General features: G+C 36.8%; 26 protein-coding genes. 2 read left to right on the top strand and 24 right to left on the bottom strand.

Features of this window, described 5'->3' with window-relative positions; genetic code table 11:
* Positions 1–10 precede the first annotated feature (10 nt).
* Together ACKWBX_RS00220 and ACKWBX_RS00215 are read left to right on the top strand one after the other, a co-directional pair.
* A complete protein-coding gene (locus ACKWBX_RS00220) occupies positions 11–931 on the top strand; it encodes a cation diffusion facilitator family transporter (RefSeq protein ID WP_413966625.1) in 921 nt (306 codons plus the stop codon).
* Entirely contained in the window at positions 931–1,374 is a 444-nt protein-coding gene (locus ACKWBX_RS00215; protein WP_413966624.1) for a GNAT family N-acetyltransferase, read from the top strand. Before ACKWBX_RS00220 ends, ACKWBX_RS00215 begins: the two co-directional genes overlap by 1 nt.
* A gap of 47 nt (positions 1,375–1,421) precedes the next feature.
* Here ACKWBX_RS00215 and ACKWBX_RS00210 read toward each other — a convergent pair whose 3' ends face one another.
* The 24 genes from ACKWBX_RS00210 to ACKWBX_RS00095 form a co-directional block, all read right to left on the bottom strand.
* Entirely contained in the window at positions 1,422–1,796 is a 375-nt protein-coding gene (locus ACKWBX_RS00210) for a hypothetical protein (protein WP_413966623.1), read from the bottom strand.
* Between the two features lie 334 nt (positions 1,797–2,130).
* On the bottom strand, positions 2,131–2,601 hold the full coding sequence (locus ACKWBX_RS00205) for a DinB family protein (protein ID WP_413966622.1): 471 nt from the start codon (positions 2,599–2,601) through the stop codon (positions 2,131–2,133).
* A 292-nt stretch (positions 2,602–2,893) separates the two neighbouring features.
* Positions 2,894–3,343 (bottom strand): hypothetical protein, encoded by a 450-nt coding sequence (locus ACKWBX_RS00200; protein WP_413966621.1) that lies wholly within the window; start codon positions 3,341–3,343, stop codon positions 2,894–2,896.
* A gap of 60 nt (positions 3,344–3,403) precedes the next feature.
* A complete protein-coding gene (locus ACKWBX_RS00195) occupies positions 3,404–3,973 on the bottom strand; it encodes a Crp/Fnr family transcriptional regulator (protein ID WP_413966620.1) in 570 nt (189 codons plus the stop codon).
* 432 nt (positions 3,974–4,405) lie between these two features.
* Positions 4,406–4,837: a DUF3995 domain-containing protein gene (locus ACKWBX_RS00190; protein WP_413966619.1), complete on the bottom strand. Its 432-nt coding sequence runs from the start codon at positions 4,835–4,837 to the stop codon at positions 4,406–4,408.
* Positions 4,834–5,967: an FAD-dependent monooxygenase gene (locus ACKWBX_RS00185; RefSeq protein WP_413966618.1), complete on the bottom strand. Its 1,134-nt coding sequence runs from the start codon at positions 5,965–5,967 to the stop codon at positions 4,834–4,836. Before ACKWBX_RS00185 ends, ACKWBX_RS00190 begins: the two co-directional genes overlap by 4 nt.
* A 221-nt stretch (positions 5,968–6,188) precedes the next feature.
* Positions 6,189–6,782 (bottom strand): outer membrane beta-barrel protein, encoded by a 594-nt coding sequence (locus ACKWBX_RS00180; RefSeq protein WP_413966617.1) that lies wholly within the window; start codon positions 6,780–6,782, stop codon positions 6,189–6,191.
* A 437-nt stretch (positions 6,783–7,219) separates the two neighbouring features.
* The gene (locus ACKWBX_RS00175; RefSeq protein ID WP_462043765.1) at positions 7,220–7,531 is read right to left on the bottom strand and encodes a helix-turn-helix domain-containing protein; all 312 of its coding nucleotides are present in this window, start codon (positions 7,529–7,531) and stop codon (positions 7,220–7,222) included.
* A gap of 31 nt (positions 7,532–7,562) precedes the next feature.
* A complete protein-coding gene (locus tag ACKWBX_RS00170) occupies positions 7,563–7,895 on the bottom strand; it encodes a type II toxin-antitoxin system RelE/ParE family toxin (RefSeq protein WP_413966615.1) in 333 nt (110 codons plus the stop codon).
* A 231-nt stretch (positions 7,896–8,126) separates the two neighbouring features.
* Positions 8,127–8,327, bottom strand: coding sequence for a hypothetical protein (locus tag ACKWBX_RS00165; protein WP_413966614.1), 201 nt, complete (start codon positions 8,325–8,327; stop codon positions 8,127–8,129).
* The gene (locus ACKWBX_RS00160) at positions 8,324–8,611 is read right to left on the bottom strand and encodes a hypothetical protein (protein ID WP_413966613.1); all 288 of its coding nucleotides are present in this window, start codon (positions 8,609–8,611) and stop codon (positions 8,324–8,326) included. The genes ACKWBX_RS00165 and ACKWBX_RS00160 overlap by 4 nt, the downstream gene beginning before the upstream one ends.
* 464 nt (positions 8,612–9,075) lie before the next feature.
* Positions 9,076–9,219 (bottom strand): hypothetical protein, encoded by a 144-nt coding sequence (locus tag ACKWBX_RS00155; protein WP_413966612.1) that lies wholly within the window; start codon positions 9,217–9,219, stop codon positions 9,076–9,078.
* Entirely contained in the window at positions 9,204–9,668 is a 465-nt protein-coding gene (locus tag ACKWBX_RS00150) for a helix-hairpin-helix domain-containing protein (protein ID WP_413966611.1), read from the bottom strand. The genes ACKWBX_RS00155 and ACKWBX_RS00150 overlap by 16 nt, the downstream gene beginning before the upstream one ends.
* Positions 9,658–10,035 (bottom strand): VOC family protein, encoded by a 378-nt coding sequence (locus ACKWBX_RS00145; RefSeq protein ID WP_413966610.1) that lies wholly within the window; start codon positions 10,033–10,035, stop codon positions 9,658–9,660. Before ACKWBX_RS00145 ends, ACKWBX_RS00150 begins: the two co-directional genes overlap by 11 nt.
* A gap of 595 nt (positions 10,036–10,630) precedes the next feature.
* Positions 10,631–11,026, bottom strand: coding sequence for an XRE family transcriptional regulator (locus ACKWBX_RS00140; protein ID WP_413966609.1), 396 nt, complete (start codon positions 11,024–11,026; stop codon positions 10,631–10,633).
* A gap of 4 nt (positions 11,027–11,030) precedes the next feature.
* On the bottom strand, positions 11,031–11,219 hold the full coding sequence (locus ACKWBX_RS00135; RefSeq protein ID WP_413966608.1) for a type II toxin-antitoxin system HicA family toxin: 189 nt from the start codon (positions 11,217–11,219) through the stop codon (positions 11,031–11,033).
* A gap of 476 nt (positions 11,220–11,695) precedes the next feature.
* Positions 11,696–11,959 (bottom strand): hypothetical protein, encoded by a 264-nt coding sequence (locus ACKWBX_RS00130; protein ID WP_413966607.1) that lies wholly within the window; start codon positions 11,957–11,959, stop codon positions 11,696–11,698.
* Positions 11,960–12,197: 238 nt separating this feature from the next.
* On the bottom strand, positions 12,198–12,737 hold the full coding sequence (locus tag ACKWBX_RS00125; RefSeq protein WP_413966606.1) for a DUF4411 family protein: 540 nt from the start codon (positions 12,735–12,737) through the stop codon (positions 12,198–12,200).
* On the bottom strand, positions 12,734–13,891 hold the full coding sequence (locus ACKWBX_RS00120) for an ImmA/IrrE family metallo-endopeptidase (RefSeq protein ID WP_413966605.1): 1,158 nt from the start codon (positions 13,889–13,891) through the stop codon (positions 12,734–12,736). Before ACKWBX_RS00120 ends, ACKWBX_RS00125 begins: the two co-directional genes overlap by 4 nt.
* 554 nt (positions 13,892–14,445) lie before the next feature.
* Positions 14,446–14,940: a VOC family protein gene (locus tag ACKWBX_RS00115; RefSeq protein WP_413966604.1), complete on the bottom strand. Its 495-nt coding sequence runs from the start codon at positions 14,938–14,940 to the stop codon at positions 14,446–14,448.
* A 74-nt stretch (positions 14,941–15,014) separates the two neighbouring features.
* Entirely contained in the window at positions 15,015–15,830 is an 816-nt protein-coding gene (locus ACKWBX_RS00110; protein ID WP_413966603.1) for an AraC family transcriptional regulator, read from the bottom strand.
* 596 nt (positions 15,831–16,426) lie between these two features.
* Entirely contained in the window at positions 16,427–16,852 is a 426-nt protein-coding gene (locus tag ACKWBX_RS00105; RefSeq protein WP_413966602.1) for a hypothetical protein, read from the bottom strand.
* A gap of 19 nt (positions 16,853–16,871) precedes the next feature.
* Complete coding sequence (locus tag ACKWBX_RS00100) at positions 16,872–17,177, bottom strand: type II toxin-antitoxin system RelE/ParE family toxin (RefSeq protein ID WP_413966601.1); 306 nt, start codon at positions 17,175–17,177, stop codon at positions 16,872–16,874.
* Positions 17,177–17,395 carry a hypothetical protein gene (locus tag ACKWBX_RS00095; RefSeq protein ID WP_413966600.1) on the bottom strand — a complete coding sequence of 73 codons (219 nt, stop codon included), beginning with the start codon at positions 17,393–17,395 and terminating at the stop codon, positions 17,177–17,179. Before ACKWBX_RS00095 ends, ACKWBX_RS00100 begins: the two co-directional genes overlap by 1 nt.
* Between the last annotated feature and the right edge of the window lie 162 nt (positions 17,396–17,557).

Raw genomic sequence — 17,557 nt, 5'->3', positions numbered from 1 at the left:
TTTTAGGCACATGGGCCACGGACACCATCACCATTCGCATGGCCATTCCCACTCAAAAGTAACCGGTAGGAATCTTGTCATTTCTATCTTTCTGAATATTATTATTACTGCTGCCCAGGTCATTGGTGGTATTGTTTCGGGCAGTTTGGCCTTGCTTTCAGATGCGCTTCATAATTTTAGCGATGTACTTTCATTGATCGTTAGTTATTTTGCCAATAGACTTTCAAGAAAAGAAGCTTCCACCAATAAAACATTTGGATATAAAAGAGCGGAAATTATTGCGGCGTTCGTTAATTCCGCTACTTTGATTATTGTTGCTATTATATTGATAAAAGAAGCTATTGAACGCTTTGTTTTACCTCAAGAAATAGAATCCAATTTGGTCATTTGGCTTTCTTTTTTAGGAATCGCGGCCAATGGTTTTAGTGTTGTATTGCTGAAGAAAGACGCAGATAGTAACATGAACATGAAATCTGCCTACTTACATCTTTTGACGGATATGATGGCTTCCGTTGCCGTATTGGTAGGTGGGTTGTTGATGAAGTTCTACCAACAATATTGGGTAGATCCGGCATTGACCTTGGCTATTGCAATTTACTTGGTGTACATGGGAATAGACCTATTACGAGAATCTACAAGAGTACTTATGCTCTTTACACCGAACACCATTGAAGTGAAAAAAATAGTAGCGACGATAAATGAAATAACGTTGATAAAGAATGTACATCATGTGCACATATGGCAGCTGAACGAAGACGAGGTTCATTTGGAAGCCCATATCGATTTTGAAAAAGATATTAAATTATCGGAATTTGACACTATTTTAGAAGAGATTGAAGAAGAAGTATTCCGTAAATACGGAATCAACCATGTGAACATTCAACCAGAATTTGGTAAATGTGACAGTAAACAAGTTATAGTACAAGATTAATGTTGGCAATTACAGTAAAGCAATTTTCAGAACTGAACATAACGGAACTATATGAACTACTCCGTTTGCGTTCGGAAGTGTTCGTAGTAGAACAGAACTGTGTTTATCAAGATGTGGACGACAAGGATAAAACCGCGCTACATGTTTTAGGGAAAAAAGAAGGGAAGATTGTCGCGTATACACGTATTTTTCGTCCTGGAGATTATTTTAAAGAAGCCAGTATCGGTAGGGTCGTAGTGGCCGCAACAGAAAGAAAATTCGGTTTTGGGAAAGAAATTATGATAGCCTCTATAAAAGCGGTTGAAAATCAGTTATCTTATACTACTATAAAAATATCTGCGCAGTGCTATCTGCAAAAATTTTATAAATCATTGGGTTTTGAATCTGTTGGGGAGGAATATTTGGAAGATGGTATACCGCATATAGGAATGATAAAAAACTAAAAGGGCGCCTCAGGCGCCCTTTTTAATACCTTAATAAACAATTACTCTTATATTTTTATAGGAGTTTTATTGGACAAGTTGATGTCCTCTAACATCATATCCGTAAACTTATAATGCCCACGGGTAGTAATGATACGGAAACGGTCGGATTTCATTCTGCTCAACGTATCTAAAAACAACCATTTTGTTTTTAACAATCTTGGTTTTTGAGATTTTAGACTGATGTCAAAAAAGTATTTTCTACCATTTTTAATGGCGACGATGTCCGGTGTAATTTTACCGTCCGCTCCTTTTCTAACATACGATTTTGGGGTTTCGTATCCGTCCATATCGGCCTTTATATTTTCAAAGCCGGTAGCTTCTAAATGATGGATTGACTTTTCTAAAAATTCTTTGTTTTCTGTTTTTTCAATTTTTACCATAATTATAATATACTCAATAAAGACAGAAATCCAAATTTTTAAACTTGATTAACAGGTTGTTAACTATTTTAAAACCAACTTTTTTAGAGATAAGCTACCTATTTGATTTTGACAAGGCTTTAGCGGTCTTGGGAGTGGAATTCGCCGGACCGTATTGCATACCCGCCTGCCGGACGGGCAGGTAGCGATTGATATGTCGAGTAATGGAGCCTTGGCGGCGGTCTTGGCAAAAGGATCCCTTATCCTACGGATTTAGCGATTTTTGTAAATATGCCCGAACCTTTCGGAATCGCCCAGACTGCCCATATTACGTTTATACGTAGTTGAGGTGTCGTTATCTTTTTAGAATTCCTAAATAGTTGATCCAAGGTCCAACTTCGTTTTTGTATTGTTTCGCCATTACTCGTGATATTTGTCCTAAATGACCTAAATCGTGAACTGCCCAAGTCGAAATGAGTTGCTTTAAATTCACTTCTCCGAATTCTGGGTGGATTCCTGTTCGATTAAAATCTTTTGGTTCAATATTTAGTGAATTCAATTCGTTCAGATTCTCCCTCCTTAATTCTTTAAATTCATTTATTAATTCTCTAATTGTCTTTTCTTGATTTTCGGTTAGTTGGGCAAATCTGTCAAATGGTTCAAAAAGTTTGTTTTCAGATTCGCTTAAAATTGTTTTTACTCTTACAATCCAGTCTGTTTTCTCACCAAAAACTAAATGCCCAACAATATCAAATGGACTCCAAGTATTTTTACCTTCGTTGTTTTCAATCCATTCTTTAGATAAACCGTTCAGTAAAGTTTCCAAAACTTGAGGGTTTTCTCTAAAATTTCTATTGATTTACTTAATTCGAAGTTCATTCTTACGTTTTTTTATGCACGACAACAAAAATACGCCACAGGCGACCGATTGGAGCGACCGATGAATTCCTATAAAAACAATGAAAATCAAATAAATAATTCGACATCATTGGGTTTGTATAAGAGCAGTTGTGGAATAATCGCATACACTTTTCGTTTAGTAATATATTTAAAAAAGTAATAACGATTAGAGTTTGCACTCGAACCGCTATTGCATTTATACCTTGTTATGTTCTTTTTTATATTCCGTATTGATGAAAATGATGCTTAAAATGTTTTTTATGAAGAATAATCCATTCCTCGTAATTCAAATATCCCATTATCGGGTTGATTGGTTTTTCAGTTGGATTCTCTTTAAAGAAATTGTGAAAATCCTCAATTGAAACTAGTAAATTGTCTTTTGCCTCCTCTAAATTATTGAAAAAGTACTCTGGTGGTTCCTCACCCAGCATTGGTGTTTTAAAACCGGCCTCAAAATCATTATCATGTTTTATAAAGTATTCTTTTGTTTCCTTGGCACTTTCTTCTGAAACTATTAATTCTTGAGGCATTTTTCCATTAGAAAACATTACGCTAAAAGTTAAATGTTCAACAATGTGCTGTGCAGTCATTTTTCCAAACTTTCTTGGTGTTGATTCAGATAGCTTAGCTATTCTCTCTTTAATTTCCTGATAGTCTAATTTGTCCATATTTATTTGCTTTTGAACAAAAATATTATCAGTCGAAAGGATAAAAAATCACAAATGTTACTAAATTCTGTGTTTTCTAATTCTACTTAAAGACTGTGGTTTAATCCCTAAATAAGAAGCTAAATGTTTTATAGGGACTAATTTTGCAATTTCGAGGTTTTCAGAAACAAAATTGTCATACCTATGTTTAGCAGACAAGTTTTTAAGAGAGGAAATTCTATTAGAACTCTTTTTTAAGTACTCACCATTTATATGATTACAAAACATAAACCATTCTTTTATTTTATTAAACAGCGCTAAATACTCTTTCTTAGGGATTTCAATTAATTCGCAATCTGTTACAGTTTCAACAAATAATTTACTTGGTTTATTTTCACCAAAACTTTCGAAGACTGTAAAGAGATTTGATGAACTAATAATTTCTTCTGTCAAATCATCTCCTTTAGTTGATATTGAATAACTTCTTAGAACTCCATTTTTTACATAAAATAGTTTTTCTGCAATTTGACCTTGCCTAATAAGTATTTCTTTTTTTTTATGAAAAATAGGCGTATCCATCGAAAGAATATGATTTTTTTCAACCTCATTTAAAGTAATCTTGGATTCTATTTTGTTAATTAAATCATTCATTTTTCTAATTGCACTTAACGCCGCGCTATATGTGCAGTCCGTTGAATTTTAAGGAAATATAGCAAAATCCTTTCAACCATAATATGTGAATCGGGCTTCCGTACAATCACATGTCATAGTTCGTCAAGGAGTCCGCGTGAGCGGACATTCCTTTGTCGGATTTGACGATTTGGCATAGCGCTACGATGATGTCGACGCACTTTCGTCTGCATAGTCAGTGTTAGCAGTGCAACAAAAGTACGCCGCAGGCGACCGAGGAATTTATATAAAAACAATGAAAATCAAAAGAATAATTCGACATCATCGATATTGTATAAGAACGGTAGGTGGTTACGAAACACTCAAATTTCCGTTAAGTATAAAGTTTGATACGATTTAAATGTCTTGATTTCATTACTATTTCGCCTTTATTAATAGTATTATTACCATCAGTTATTTATTCATAAATAGTATCAGTATTCCAAATATTCCAATTGTTAAACATAAAGGTGCAAACCATTTTGAATCAGCTTTAGCAAATTCAGTATTCTTTATCTTTTTGAAAAATCCAACATATCTAAAGTCTCCAATTGCTCGCAGAATAAAAATGGAAGGAATTATCCAACTCCCGTAGGCGATTATCCAATTTGGAACTTGAAAAGTAATAAATCCTGATTTTACTAAATAAAATAAACCGAATGAAATTAAACCCAGACCAACTATTGCCGTAGCTATTTTAGGTGGTTGTATTGCTTTTGTTCCAATTTCTTTTGTAGGTAAAGCTTTTTCTAGACCCCATTTTCCGCCAAAAAGCCAATAAAAATGGATAGAACCCAAAAAAATGAAAATGATTAGTAGTATAATAGATAATAGTGCTGTTATCATATTTCTGCTAATTGAAAAATTTGTCCATTCTGTTTTCTATTGATTGATGTAGGCGTTAATCTTAACATTTGATTGCGTAAACCAATTAATATTGGGTTTTTAAGATGTGCCATTTTTCCAACAAGCCAACTTGCTTTAACTACTTGATGTGCTTTTGGTAACCTTAATTTTTGATATTCTGTAAATGCTTTGTTGATTTCATATTTGTCTATGCATTCTGAGAGTACAAAAGCATCTTCGATAGCCTGACAAGCACCTTGCCCCATATTTGGAGTTGTTGCGTGTGCAGAGTCTCCTATTAAACACACATTTTCTTTAAACCAAACGTTTGTAGGTTTTAAATCTGAAATTTCGGCAGTATGTATATATTCATTTTTAGTAGACTTTATGATGTTTTTAATTATTGAATCATAATTGCTAAAATATTTATCTAAATCATTGATAGAGAATACATCCTTATCTTTTTTAAATGTTTTTAAAGCATACCAATACACTTTATTTTCTGCAATTTGAACAAAACCAAAACGTTCCGATTTTCCCCAAGCTTCGTTTAATTCGTTTTTAAATTTCGCTGACAATTTATATTCCGTAATTCCTCTCCAACATATTTGATTGGCATTCCGGATGCTATTATTCGGGAATAAATTTTGTCTAACTACTGAATTTAGTCCATCAGCACCCAAAACCGTTGAGGATTGTATTCGTTCACCATTTTCAAATTCTAACGAATATCCATTTGTGTTTTCAACTATTGAAGTGAGTTTATGGTCAAGATTAATTTTGGTCAATTTTAATTTGTCAATTAATATCTTTTGTAAAGTTCCTCTATGAATTGCAATGTTTTTGGTATTGTGTTTTTGTTCAAAATACGCTAAGTCGATTTTAGAAAGTGGTTTTAAATTGGATTTGGTAATATTCATTGAAGAAATTGGATTTCCATTCTCCTCAATTACTTTTCGTAAACCTAACTTTTCATAAACTTGCATTGCATTATTAGCCAAAATAATTCCCGCTCCAACTGGTTTTATCTGTTCTGTCTGTTCAAAGATTCTTGTCTTAATTCCTTTTTGTTCAAGAGCAATAGCAGTAGTTAATCCTCCTATTCCTGCTCCAATAATATCAATATTCATAGTTGTTTGTTCTAATTGATGGTAATATCTTTACTGTAATAGTGTAGGAGTAGGAGAGTGATAACCTTCGAACCTGCACAACCAAAACTTTTTATTTTGTTTTAATTTTTTCATTTTAAAAGCCAAATCAAAAAGATTTGGCGGACTCTATAAAAATACACAAACCCTTCGAAAAAGCCCGAAGCCCGTATTGTTTATAGGTTGTGTTAACAAATGTTTTTTTATTCAATAACGTAACGAATTCCAACTCCGATATATGGAAAAGAACGATTGTGAAGTTGGTTTGGAAAAACAGAAATCACTCTACTAAACCCTTGTTCAAATCCAGCGTTCAAATCCATTATTAGGTTTTGGCTTAAGTCAAATTTTAGCCCAATGCCACCTTGAAGTGCGAAATCCAATTGCTCGGCATCATTCTTAACATCCGTTCCATTAACATTTCCACTTAAGAGATAAGATAAAGATGGACTAAAGTGAAAGTATGGATGAATTTTATTTCTATTTAAGAAATACAATCTAGGTGAAACGTAAAGAGATAGATAACCAAAATTCGCATCAAAGTTCGTATTACTTTCATCAAGATTATCTCCACCACCTTTTCCTATGTAACCAATTTTTCCAGCGAGTGAGAAGTTATCAGATATTAAAAAATCGGCAATGAACAAAGCTGCTAAATTCCCAGTTCTGTCAGAAGTACGTCCGTTATATTCCATTTGAGAGAAATTTAGTCCAATCTCTCCTCCAATTTCGATTTTCTGAGCCTTAGCCGAGATTGAAGCTAAAAAGAGCAGAGTCAATAGTAAAGTTTGTTTCATTCTTTTGTAAATATTTGCTAACGCCGCGCTATGTGTAGTCCGGCTAATTCCACGGAAATATAGCAAAATCCTATAAAACCATAACGGGAGAAAGGTTCCTCCGCTTACTCTTCCGTTGTGGTTCTCGGCCAGGCCTGCTTGGCAGGCCGTGAAGCCTTGGGATTTTGCGGTATTGGGAATAAAATCTGCCGACCGGATTGCATTTAGTGTCCTGATATGCCGAGTAGTTAAGCCTTGGCGGCGATTATGGCAAGAAGGTCCCTTATCCTAGGGATTGAGCAATCTGACAGAGCGCGGCGATGATGTCGACCCGCTTTTGGTGCGGTAGCTGCGTTAGCAGTGCAACAAAAGTACGCCGCAGGCGTATTCGACTTCATCGGTCTTGTATATGGCCCGTATTGCGTTTATACGTTGTTATCTTTAGTGCTTTCCCGTCGTTATGCCAGTTTGAAATCGGAATCGTTCATTTCGACCCGGAATTTTATGTTCGCTTTCAGTGCATTGAAAACTTTAGAGATTGTTTCAATTGTCACGTTCTTGGCACTCCGTTCCAGTTTTGAAATTTGGGATTTCTGGACACCAATCAGTTCCCCCAATTGTTTTTGTGTCAATTTCCTTTCTTTTCTGACCGACCGTATCATTTCACCGAGAACTTCCATTCTAAGGTCGAACTCGTAATTGTCACGTTCCTCGGTCCCGATCGCTCCGATGTCGCGATCTTTCATTTCATCGAGTGTCATCGTTTTCATTTTTTTTCTTTTTGTTGCCATGGTTCTATATTTATTGCTCAAAATATCTTTTCCTGATTTTATCGGCTTTCTCGATTTCGGCCTTTGGCACCCCGTCGGTTTTTTTCACGATTCCGTGTGTCGATATTACCAGGGTCTCGGTTTTTTGGGTTCTGTCCCAAAATGCGAGGAGGCGATATTGAAGCCCCTGATATTTTGTTCTGAACTCCCAGATATCGCCTTGGAGTTTCTTGAAAAGTTTGGGGTCGAGACCTAGTTTTGCCTTATCGAGATTGTAATAGATTTTCTTTTTGGCCTTTTTGTCGACTTTTGACATGAATTTACTGGCCTGTGGAAGAAAGACTATTTCAAATTTTTTCTCCATTCAATCTGTGTTCTTTTCGTTTTGAACAAAGATAAAACAAAAAGTTGAATTATATGGAAACCTTGAAGAATGTTGAGCATTAAAGATAACGGTTGGGCTAAGGTTCGTTGCTGTGATTCGTCCGAAGGACAATCCAGCCGAACCTAAAGATAGCTTTTTGCGCGTGATTTCCGTTAAGGAAATCCGCAAGCAATGAATTTTAGGCTTTGTTGTAAAACGTTTTTTTTCGTTCTACTTATTTCCGTGATATTTTGGATTCGGCATAAAATCTCCTTCGATTTCTCCTTTTCCGTCCACTTTCCAAGCACCTTGGATAAACTCGGGAGGTACTTCTTCTTTTCCCTCATATTCTTTGTCCAAGACGTAAATCCATCCGTTTGGGTTTTTCTTGGCTTCTTCTATTAATTCGGACGTGATTTTATAATTTCTCAAGATTCCTTATCTGGGTTAAAGTCATTCACATCGTCAATTATATCCTCTTTTAACCATTCTGAAAATTGGTCATTCAGTCTTTTTATTTCAGACAATATCGTATCATCAAGTTCTTGTCCGGTTTTACCTTTTTGGATTTCTAATATCTCAATTTGTCTTTTTAAGATTGCTTTTAAATGGTATCCATTCATTAAATTTCCTGTATGGATTCGCATTAATAAAGCGCCCAGGTCAATATTGAAATTCGGATTATTCATTTCTTTTTTAATGTCATCAAAATCCATTGAATATACTATTTTTAAATGTTTTACAACGCCGCGCTATGTGCAGTCCGGCTAATTTTAAGGAAATATAGCAAAATCCCCCAACAATGAATCGGATAATAGTCATCCGTTTAGATTCGCTTTATTGTTCGTCAAGGAGTCCGCGCTAGCGGACGTATCCTTGTGGATTTTGCGTTATTGGGAATAAAATTTGCCGACCGGATTGCATTTAGTGTCCTGATATGTCGAGTAGTTAAGCCGTAGCGGCGATTATGGCAAGAAGGTCCCTTATCCTAGGGATTGAGCAATCTGACAGAGCGCGGCGATGATGTCGACCCGCTTTTGGTGCGGTAGCTGCGTTAGCAGTGCAACAAAAGTACGCCGCAGGCGTATTCGACATCATCGGGATTGTATATGAAACGTAGGGCAGGGGACGGGCGATTGCCAATCGGACTCGCACAAGCCGGACCTTTTGCATTTTGTGACTATCTTTTCTCTTTAGTTGCCAAATCAAAAGGTTCGGCGACCCCGCCGACACGCAATGGCCCATGGGCCTGACTCTTACTCGCCCTATGTTTTATATACGGTGTTGGCAACTGCCCTGTTCCGGTGTTCAAACTTCCGTCCATTTTTTCTTCGGTCTGTCTTTAGGGTAGCCAAATTCCTTTCTATATTTTTTTCTCTCATTTGTAAAGTCCCACCAGTTTTTTGAGAAGTTTCTGCTTTCGGCGAAATCTACTGCCAGCCTAAATTGGTCTTCTACGCAGGGGTCTGTATGAAAGCCTTTCTTTTTTTCGTATTCGTCGGTTAATTTTGCCCCGCTTTTTCCTTTCAGTTCCTCGACTTTGTGATACCCCAAGTAAATCAAATCTTTTGCAAATTTAATTCCGATCGGCGGTATTTGCTGAAAATCTGCCAGGGCATAAATTTCCTTGGCTCTCTTTTTGGGAACGTTCAACAGTTCTTGTAATTCATCTGGAGCGAATTCTAAAATATCGGTTTTTTTAATTTTGTTCGACCGCAATTTTTTTCGCTCCCTGTCCGATAGTTCAAGTTGTATGTTCGATTTACTTTTCATTTTCGGCGAACGTTAATACATAATTATTTATGTCTTTTATGGAAAACTCCATAGCTCCATAGAAGGCTTTTTCCAAATCTTTTATAATTTCTACCTCGTCCTTTAGCCTGTCGAATAATTTCTCGATGTTCTCAACTTCGATGTAAAGCAAAAGTGAACCTCCGTTGTTTCTTGATATCTCGGGCAGTTCATTTTTGAGGCTGTCGAATGTTTGGAACATGAACGTTACCTTACCGTTGGTCATCATTGCCCAAACGATTTCTCCTTCATCTGGAACGGTTGTGGTCAATTCAAATCCGATTTTTTCATAGAATTTAATCGTTTCATCAATGTCTTGAACGAAAATATTAGGTGAAATTGATTTCATAGTTTTTTTGTTTGTGGGTTGTTGCCAACGCCGCGCTATGTGCAGTCCGGCTAATTTTAAGGAAATATAGCAAAATCCTGTAAAACCATAACGAGAGAAAGGTTCCTCCGCTTAGTCTCTCGTTATGGTTCCCGGCCGGACCGCGCAGCGGTCTAATGGTCTAGGGATTTTGCGGTATTGGGAATAAAATTGGCCGAACCGGATTGCATTTAGTGTCCTGATATGTCGAGTAGTTAAGCCGTAGCGGCGATTATGGCAAAGAGGTCCCTTATCCTACGGATTTGGCGATCCGGCATAGCGCGGCGATGATGTCGACCCGCTTTTGGTGCGGTAGCTGCGTTAGCAGTGCAACAAAAGTACGCCGCAGGCGTATTCGACATCATCGGTCCGGCTATGGCAAGTAGGGCGGTAAGGAAACCTTTTCGTTTCCGTATGCGCTCGTAGCCAAAGCCTTTTGTTTTGTATTTATCTTTTTTATTTTAAATGCCAAATCCAAAGGATTTGGCGGACTTCACAAACACGCCCGAGCCAATGGATCCGGCACTTTTTGCCCTATTTGTTATAGCCCTTGTTGTGCTTAGTGCTTTCCGCAAACTTATGCCGTGCGCAATAGGTTTATTCCTGAAAGTTCCTGTCCGATTTGATGGATTCCAGTAAGAATTTTTTCCGTTTGTTTTTCTGACGGCTTTTTGTGTCCGCGAACATATTGGGATAACAATGTTGCGTTCATACCGATTTTTTCGGCAAGAAATTTGGCGTTCAGTACTTTGTAGTACTTAAAGAACTGTTGCAGGTCGATTTCAAACTTGATATCGCTATGCTCCAGTTTTACGTCCTCTCCCTCGAAAAATAGTTCGGCCGCCTCAAAAGCGTTGTTTATCAGTTCCGGAATGGTCTTTCCAGTAGTATAAATCGAATCCTTGTCCGAATAAGCGGAAAATCCGGTGTCCGTTTTCTCCACGGTCATAGTTATTTTTTTCTTTTTTGCCATTGCCTTATTTTTTAATTCCTGCGTCCTTCAATATTTTCTTTTCCAGTCCCTTGCCCATTTCCTGACTCCCGTGGTTGGGGAAAATGATAATACCCTTTTTCTTGTCATGTCTCATTTTTACGTGCGAACCCTTTTGGGAAACGGGATACCAACCGTCTTTGGTCAGAATCCGATAAAGCTGTGAACATTTCATTTGGTTCTCGGTTGGAATTCAAAGAGCAAAGGTAAATAAAAATATACTTTTTGGCAAGAAATTTTGTCGAATGAAACAAATTTTCAGCATTAAGCACAACGGCTCGTATAAGATTAGTGCGGGGTTTGTACGCGTGGATTTTCCACCGGAAAATCCGCCGTTACAAAGCACGCACGGAGCTGCAATTTAGCAATTCCGCTCGCATTAATTTTATACATTGTTATCTTCTGTAGCGACACGCTCGAGTAAGCAGGTTTCGACTCCGATTTCTTTTTTTCTCCGCCCGAGTTGGAAGTCCATAGCAACAGTTGAGTGCGAGTAAGTTCCATTTGCGCAAACTATCTAAATCTCCTTTCCAGTGAAAATTCCACTCGTAACAGTTGCATAGGAGTTTAGTCCATTTGCGAAAACAAGCTAAAAAGTCCCTTTACATGTCGAATGCATAGGAGTGAAGTCCATGCTTAAAGTTGCTAAATTCAGCTATTCGCTTCTCTTGATGCTAATTCCGTTTTGATTTTTTTAATCGAACTAAATTGAACAGGAATACTTGCACTACAGGCAATTGCTACAACTAGCAAAGCCATGTCCGTCGATGTGTCTTCTTTAGTTATCATGTTGTAAATAGTAACCGCTGCCAAAACAAGGGAAATTCCTAATACTGCTCCCGAAATTGCTTTAAGCTTTTTGATTTCGGATTTTAATTCCTTAACAGTTTTACTTTTTAATTCCTCTTCTTTCATAATGATGTATTTTTTTTTGAGCTATTGAAGATAACGGCTTCGGCTATGGCAAGTAGGGCGGGTCGGCAAGCACCGGCCATTCCGCCCTCGCCCTTAGCCGAATCTTTTGCGTTCGTATTTATTTTTTAGTATTTAAATGCCGAATCCAAAAGATATGGCGGAGTAAGCAAGTACGACCGGGCCAATGGGAATGGGACTTAACGCCCTATTTGCTATAGCCATTGTTATGCACTGGTGATTACCCGAATGTTAGATTTATACCTTCGTACTTTTCAATCAATTCAGGTAACGTGATTATTTCTAACTCGAGAAATTTACAGATACTTGGTAGTTTTTTGAAAGCTTTATTATCGTTGTTGGATTCAGATTCCTCTGAAACGATTGTTATATTCTCATTGTCATTTTGTAGGCAGTAAAGAATCAATTTGGCATCGGCAGATTCAAGAAACTCACCCTTTCTATTCTCAAATTCTACAGAGGTCAATTTATTCTTTGCAGAACCATTAATGAAGTTGTTTTCTAGTTGATTAAAGAACTTTTTGGACGGTAAAATCAAATCAGTTTTTTCGTGGTTCTTTTTGCTTCTTAGGTATTCAAGTCGTTCCAAAACTAAACCTTTTGATGTATATCTACACTCTTCAAAAACCTTATCAATCACTAGAATTTCTTTATTCTCGATTTTCTCTTTAATGAACTTATATAAAATACCACTTTTGTCAAATGGCAGATAATAACGTACCAAGGACAATAAGGAACTCGTGTCAATTAGTACTATCATTGTATATAACTATCTAATTTTTCCGGTTTAATGTTAAGACGTTTGCATACTTCGTATTCGTTCAAAATACCTTCATAGAATGCTGTTTGAATTGTTGAAATAAGTAAAGGTGATTTAATTGGTTTTGGTGCAGAACCTCTTTTTTCTATTCCACGTTCTTTATCTAAAGCTTTTTGTTTTTCTAATTCCTTTTGTCTTTCTCTGAATGCTGATTCAAAACCTTCCTTAATATTTGAATAGTCCCTCTTGGTTATCTTATTTTGGAAAAGTAATCTTGTGAAAATTGCAATTTGACTGAGATGGGTTGCTTTAGAGATCTTTTCGATTAACTCGTGGTGGTAATCATTCGATGAATCAGCTTTATCGATGTTATCTAATACAGTAGAAAATTCGCCAGCTAAAAAATGAAAGGCAAAGTCATTACACCATTTTTCAACTGAAGATAAATTTTCGTTAGCTAGATTTTGAATTTCAAGTTTTTCAATTTCTTCTTCGTTTAATAGAAAGTGACCCAATTCGTGTGCTAGAGTGAAAATCTCACGGCGAAAGGATATTTGTTGTCTTTTTAAAACGATAACATTGGGATTCAAAAAGAAACCATCAATGTTTGCCTTTTCTTTTTGATTCCAATATTCTACAAACTCAAAAACTAGAATATTCTTCTCAGCAAATTTTGAAATAAGGGCTTTTAAAAACTCCTTAAGATTTCCAGTAAAACTAGGATAGAGCTGTTTACGGATAGTTTGAGCGACAACTTTAGGGTCATGAGTAATTTTATAAACCGGGAATGACCTTTGTAAATCTAAATCGGCTAATTGAGCGATGGCTGAAAGAGATATTTTAAATTCTTCAAAATGATTTACAACTTTCTTAGCTCCGATATTTAAATCTGAATTGAATTTCTCTTTTCTGAAAAAAATACTAGCATCTTTGGAGGTCTCAGGTTCTTTTGGATCGAGATAGTAGTGAAGTCCTTTTTTGAAAACCTTATCAATGCGTTTCAGGTGATTGATTTTAATGCTTTCAGAAAATATGTCGGAGGTCTTGATTTTATTTTTTAAATCATTACTGATTAAATCCAAAAAATCTTCAACTGAAATTTTGTATAAATTCAGCAAATGCTTTAATCGCGATATGTTATGTTCTACTGTCAAGAATTTGTTATTCTAAAATAATTTTTAAAGATACGGTGTTTTTTTTCACTAGTGCATAACGCCGCGCTATGTGCAGTCCGGCTAATTTTAAGGAAATATAGCGAAATCCTGTAAAACCATAACGAGAGAAAGGTTCCTCCGCTTAGTCTTTCGTTATGGTTCCCGGCCAGGCCTGCTTGGCAGGCCGTGAAGCCTTGGGATTTTGCGGTATTGGGATTAAAATTAGCCGAACCGGATTGCATATAGCGATTGATATGTCGAGTAATGGAGCCGTTGCGGCGATATTGGCAAAAGGGACCCTTGTCCTACGGATTTTGGCGATCCGGCATAGCGCGGCGATGATGTCGACCCGCTTTTGGTGCGGTAGCTGCGTTAGCAGTGCAACAAAAGTACGCCGCAGGCGTATTCGACATCATCGGTTAGTATAAGAGCAGTAGCGGATTAAAACGCATCTACTTTTCGGTAAGTAATATACTTAATTAAACGCAAAAACGATTCGAGTTTGCACCCGAACCGCTATTGCTTTTATACATTGTTGTGCGTTCGCTCTTTTTTTAATTTGGCGAATGAAGTCCGATTTTGTTTCCTTCCGAGTCGTGGAAAATTGCAAAAAATCCAATTTCGTCAGCGTGAGGTGTTTTAGGGATAATTATTTTTCCACCATTCCCTTCTACTTTATCAAGAATTGTTTGCAAGTTATCTCCGCCATTCAGATATATTGTAATTCCGCTGGCAGAAGGTTCGTAACCTTCACCTTTCATAATTACTCCGGTTACCATTTGGTCTTGGTAGGGAAATAAGCCCATTTCCATTCCTGGGAATTCCATTTTTTCAATTTCGACACCTAAAATTTCTCTATAAAAGTTAATCGCTCTTGAAATGTCTGTTGCTGGAATCTCAAATATTGATATAAAACTGTTCATATTTTTATCGTTTTTGATTGTTGTTTCTGTGTTAGGATTTGAATTGATGGCAGAAGTTCCTTTGTTTTTGCAGGAAGTAATGCCTAAGGTTAAAGCCAAAATTGTAATAAATATTTTTCCTTTCATTTTATGTTCTTTGTTGACGGAACAAAAATAGTGCTAGAAAGTCGTTTGAAATTGTAAAAATACGACACACTGAATTATTTATAAAAAAGAGCAGAAAGGGTTAAGTTTTCGTTAGTAAGAAACTCTTTTGGGTTTATTCCTGTAAATTCTCTAAAGTCTTTTATAAAGTGGGCTTGGTCAAAATATTCATTTTCGTACGCAATATTGGTCAGGTTTTCCGACTTTTGGTTGAGTATCATTTTTAAAGCTGTCTGTAATCGAATTACTTTTCCTAATTGCTTTGGACTTACTCCAATTTGCTTTTTGAAGTTTCTTTCAAGCTGTCTTCGCTTTGATAAATCGTCTTTCAGAATCGAGTTTATTGAGGCACTTCCGTTTGTGAATAAAAGAGAATCAACGGTGTTTTTTACAATTATATTAATCGTCTTTTCATCATTTAACCTATCCAAAAGAAATTTTTCGATAATACTTATTCGTTGTTCCGTATTCTCCGCCTTGATTATCTTTTGCTCCAAATCATCTGCGTTTTCTGTTCCAAAAAGTTGAACTATTGGTGTTTCCTTATTTGCCAAATTGCTGATTGGTTCAGAAACAAAGTTTGCAAACCCATAAGGATAAAATCGGACAGCAAATGTTTTGACAAGCCCTGTTGGCTCAATATAAAAAGGTTCAATTGTTTGTCCGAGCACCATTGCACGTGGTTGAAGTATAAATTCATTTTCGGAGGTGTAACGTTTTATGTCATTTCCAAGAATAAATGCCATTTCAATACAGCCATCAGGTACAATTCGTTGTTTTTGCGGTTCGGACTGTTCAGGAACTTCCAAAGTCCAATAGCAATCTACAAGTGGTTTTAGGTCAGAATGTGGTTCGTATGTTTGGTAGTTCATTATTGTCCAGAAGTTTTTTCAGAGTGACGCACAACGCCGCGCTATGTGCAGTCCGGCGAATTTTAAGGAAATATAGCAAAATCCTGTAAAACCATAACGTGAGAAAGGTTCCTCCGCTTAGTCTCTCGTTATGGTTCCCGGCCGGACCGCGCAGCGGTCTTATGGTCTAGGGATTTTGCGGTATTGGGAATAAAATTTGCCGACCGGATTGCATTTAGTGTCCTGATATGTCGAGTAGTTAAGCCGTAGCGGCGATTATGGCAAGAAGGTCCCTTATCCTAGGGATTGAGCAATCTGACAGAGCGCGGCGATGATGTCGACCCGCTTTTGGTGCGGTAGCTGCGTTAGCGGCGCAACAAAAGTACGCCGCAGGCGTATTCGACATCATCGGTTGGGCTATGAACAGTACGGGAGCAAACTAGCGTTTGCTTTCCGCCACGCACATAGCGAAATCTTTTGGTTTTGTTTTTTTCTTTGTCCGGCTAAAAAGCAAAATCCAAAAGATTTTGCGGACTTAATAAAAATACACAAACCTCTCGATTAAGCCCGAAGCCCGTATTGTTTATAGGTTTTGTTGTGCTTTCGTACTTTCCGCGCTAATATTCCTTATTCCATTTAGGAAGTACTCCATAAACTTCGTAAAATCGTTGGATAATTATTCCTTCGACTGTGTTTGGAATATCCCTGTTTGCTTTATCGAAAGTCTCGTACCAATAGATATCCAGAGCTTCAATTTTTTCCGATATTAATTTGGTTTTCCAACTCCTTTTTCGAGCATCTCCAAATTGTTTTCCGTTTACCAATCTGTCGCACATTCCGCCAATCCGAACTTTTTTATGCCCGCTTTGTAATATTTTTCCAGAAGAACCAATGTAAATCAATTCAATTTTACCGCCTTTGAGTGCGTAAACGATATAAATTCCAACTCCGTTTTTCGGAGCGTTACAGACCGTTGATAATTCATCATCGGCTGAAAAAAAGAAATGTCCATTTGATTTATATTTATCTAATTCGTCAAACATTCACTATCGGTTTTTGAAGCTAATCCAATTGCTGCTTGAGTCTTTCAGGGTCTTGTCTCGTGTCGAACAAAGTAATTATTTCTATTTCTTCCCGCTCGAAATTGACGCGATAGAAAAAAGTCGTCTGTTTTGTAACTACACACTTATATATTCCCCCAAATTCATTTGATTTCGGGCAACTTTCAGGTTGGGATTGTATTTGTTGGATTTTCTTGGTCAATTTGGCTAAAAAATCTTTTTTGACCTTAAAACTCCATTGTTCCAACAAGTATTCGGTAAGTTTTTTGAGTTTGTACTCGGCAAGTTCGGAAATGAAGACCTCCATCAAGAAATCCTTTTGAGAACTTCCTCGTAAGAAGTCCGCTTGCCTTTGTTCAATTGTTCAATTCCTTTTTTGATTTCGGCCTGCTCTGATTTGGTCAACTCGTTCCAAAAGTCCGATTTTTCATTGTTTATGAAATCCGTCACTTTCTTGATGAACTTATCGTTATCGATATTCAATATTATTTTGACGAGCTCTATTTTCGATGTTTTGATGTCCATTTCAATTCCCTTTTCTCAAATTTACTAAAAATTCCCTTTCTGGTCCGATTTTTCAGTATGAAGCACAACGATTGAGCTATGAACAGTACGGGAGTAAACTATCGTTTGCTTTCCGCCACGCACATAGCGAAATCTTTTGGTTTTCTTTTTTTCTTTGTCCTG

This window comes from Maribacter algae (assembly GCF_047345745.1).
Lineage (GTDB): Bacteria > Bacteroidota > Bacteroidia > Flavobacteriales > Flavobacteriaceae > Maribacter.
The sequence above is the reverse complement of the archived record's forward strand: the minus strand, read 5'-3'. Positions and strand labels throughout refer to the sequence as shown.

Excerpts from the sequence above, each read along its gene's own strand:
- ACKWBX_RS00220 (WP_413966625.1), top strand. The coding sequence starts at position 11 with ATGGGCCACGGACACCATCACCATTCGCATGGCCATTCCCACTCAAAA.
- ACKWBX_RS00215 (WP_413966624.1), top strand. The coding sequence starts at position 931 with ATGTTGGCAATTACAGTAAAGCAATTTTCAGAACTGAACATAACGGAA.
- ACKWBX_RS00210 (WP_413966623.1), bottom strand. The coding sequence starts at position 1,796 with ATGGTAAAAATTGAAAAAACAGAAAACAAAGAATTTTTAGAAAAGTCA.
- ACKWBX_RS00200 (WP_413966621.1), bottom strand. The coding sequence starts at position 3,343 with ATGGACAAATTAGACTATCAGGAAATTAAAGAGAGAATAGCTAAGCTA.
- ACKWBX_RS00195 (WP_413966620.1), bottom strand. The coding sequence starts at position 3,973 with ATGAATGATTTAATTAACAAAATAGAATCCAAGATTACTTTAAATGAG.
- ACKWBX_RS00190 (WP_413966619.1), bottom strand. The coding sequence starts at position 4,837 with ATGATAACAGCACTATTATCTATTATACTACTAATCATTTTCATTTTT.
- ACKWBX_RS00185 (WP_413966618.1), bottom strand. The coding sequence starts at position 5,967 with ATGAATATTGATATTATTGGAGCAGGAATAGGAGGATTAACTACTGCT.
- ACKWBX_RS00180 (WP_413966617.1), bottom strand. The coding sequence starts at position 6,782 with ATGAAACAAACTTTACTATTGACTCTGCTCTTTTTAGCTTCAATCTCG.
- ACKWBX_RS00175 (WP_462043765.1), bottom strand. The coding sequence starts at position 7,531 with ATGAAAACGATGACACTCGATGAAATGAAAGATCGCGACATCGGAGCG.
- ACKWBX_RS00170 (WP_413966615.1), bottom strand. The coding sequence starts at position 7,895 with ATGGAGAAAAAATTTGAAATAGTCTTTCTTCCACAGGCCAGTAAATTC.
- ACKWBX_RS00160 (WP_413966613.1), bottom strand. The coding sequence starts at position 8,611 with ATGGATTTTGATGACATTAAAAAAGAAATGAATAATCCGAATTTCAAT.
- ACKWBX_RS00155 (WP_413966612.1), bottom strand. The coding sequence starts at position 9,219 with ATGGACGGAAGTTTGAACACCGGAACAGGGCAGTTGCCAACACCGTAT.
- ACKWBX_RS00150 (WP_413966611.1), bottom strand. The coding sequence starts at position 9,668 with ATGAAAAGTAAATCGAACATACAACTTGAACTATCGGACAGGGAGCGA.
- ACKWBX_RS00145 (WP_413966610.1), bottom strand. The coding sequence starts at position 10,035 with ATGAAATCAATTTCACCTAATATTTTCGTTCAAGACATTGATGAAACG.
- ACKWBX_RS00140 (WP_413966609.1), bottom strand. The coding sequence starts at position 11,026 with ATGGCAAAAAAGAAAAAAATAACTATGACCGTGGAGAAAACGGACACC.
- ACKWBX_RS00135 (WP_413966608.1), bottom strand. The coding sequence starts at position 11,219 with ATGAAATGTTCACAGCTTTATCGGATTCTGACCAAAGACGGTTGGTAT.
- ACKWBX_RS00130 (WP_413966607.1), bottom strand. The coding sequence starts at position 11,959 with ATGAAAGAAGAGGAATTAAAAAGTAAAACTGTTAAGGAATTAAAATCC.
- ACKWBX_RS00125 (WP_413966606.1), bottom strand. The coding sequence starts at position 12,737 with ATGATAGTACTAATTGACACGAGTTCCTTATTGTCCTTGGTACGTTAT.
- ACKWBX_RS00115 (WP_413966604.1), bottom strand. The coding sequence starts at position 14,940 with ATGAAAGGAAAAATATTTATTACAATTTTGGCTTTAACCTTAGGCATT.
- ACKWBX_RS00110 (WP_413966603.1), bottom strand. The coding sequence starts at position 15,830 with ATGAACTACCAAACATACGAACCACATTCTGACCTAAAACCACTTGTA.
- ACKWBX_RS00105 (WP_413966602.1), bottom strand. The coding sequence starts at position 16,852 with ATGTTTGACGAATTAGATAAATATAAATCAAATGGACATTTCTTTTTT.
- ACKWBX_RS00100 (WP_413966601.1), bottom strand. The coding sequence starts at position 17,177 with ATGGAGGTCTTCATTTCCGAACTTGCCGAGTACAAACTCAAAAAACTT.
- ACKWBX_RS00095 (WP_413966600.1), bottom strand. The coding sequence starts at position 17,395 with ATGGACATCAAAACATCGAAAATAGAGCTCGTCAAAATAATATTGAAT.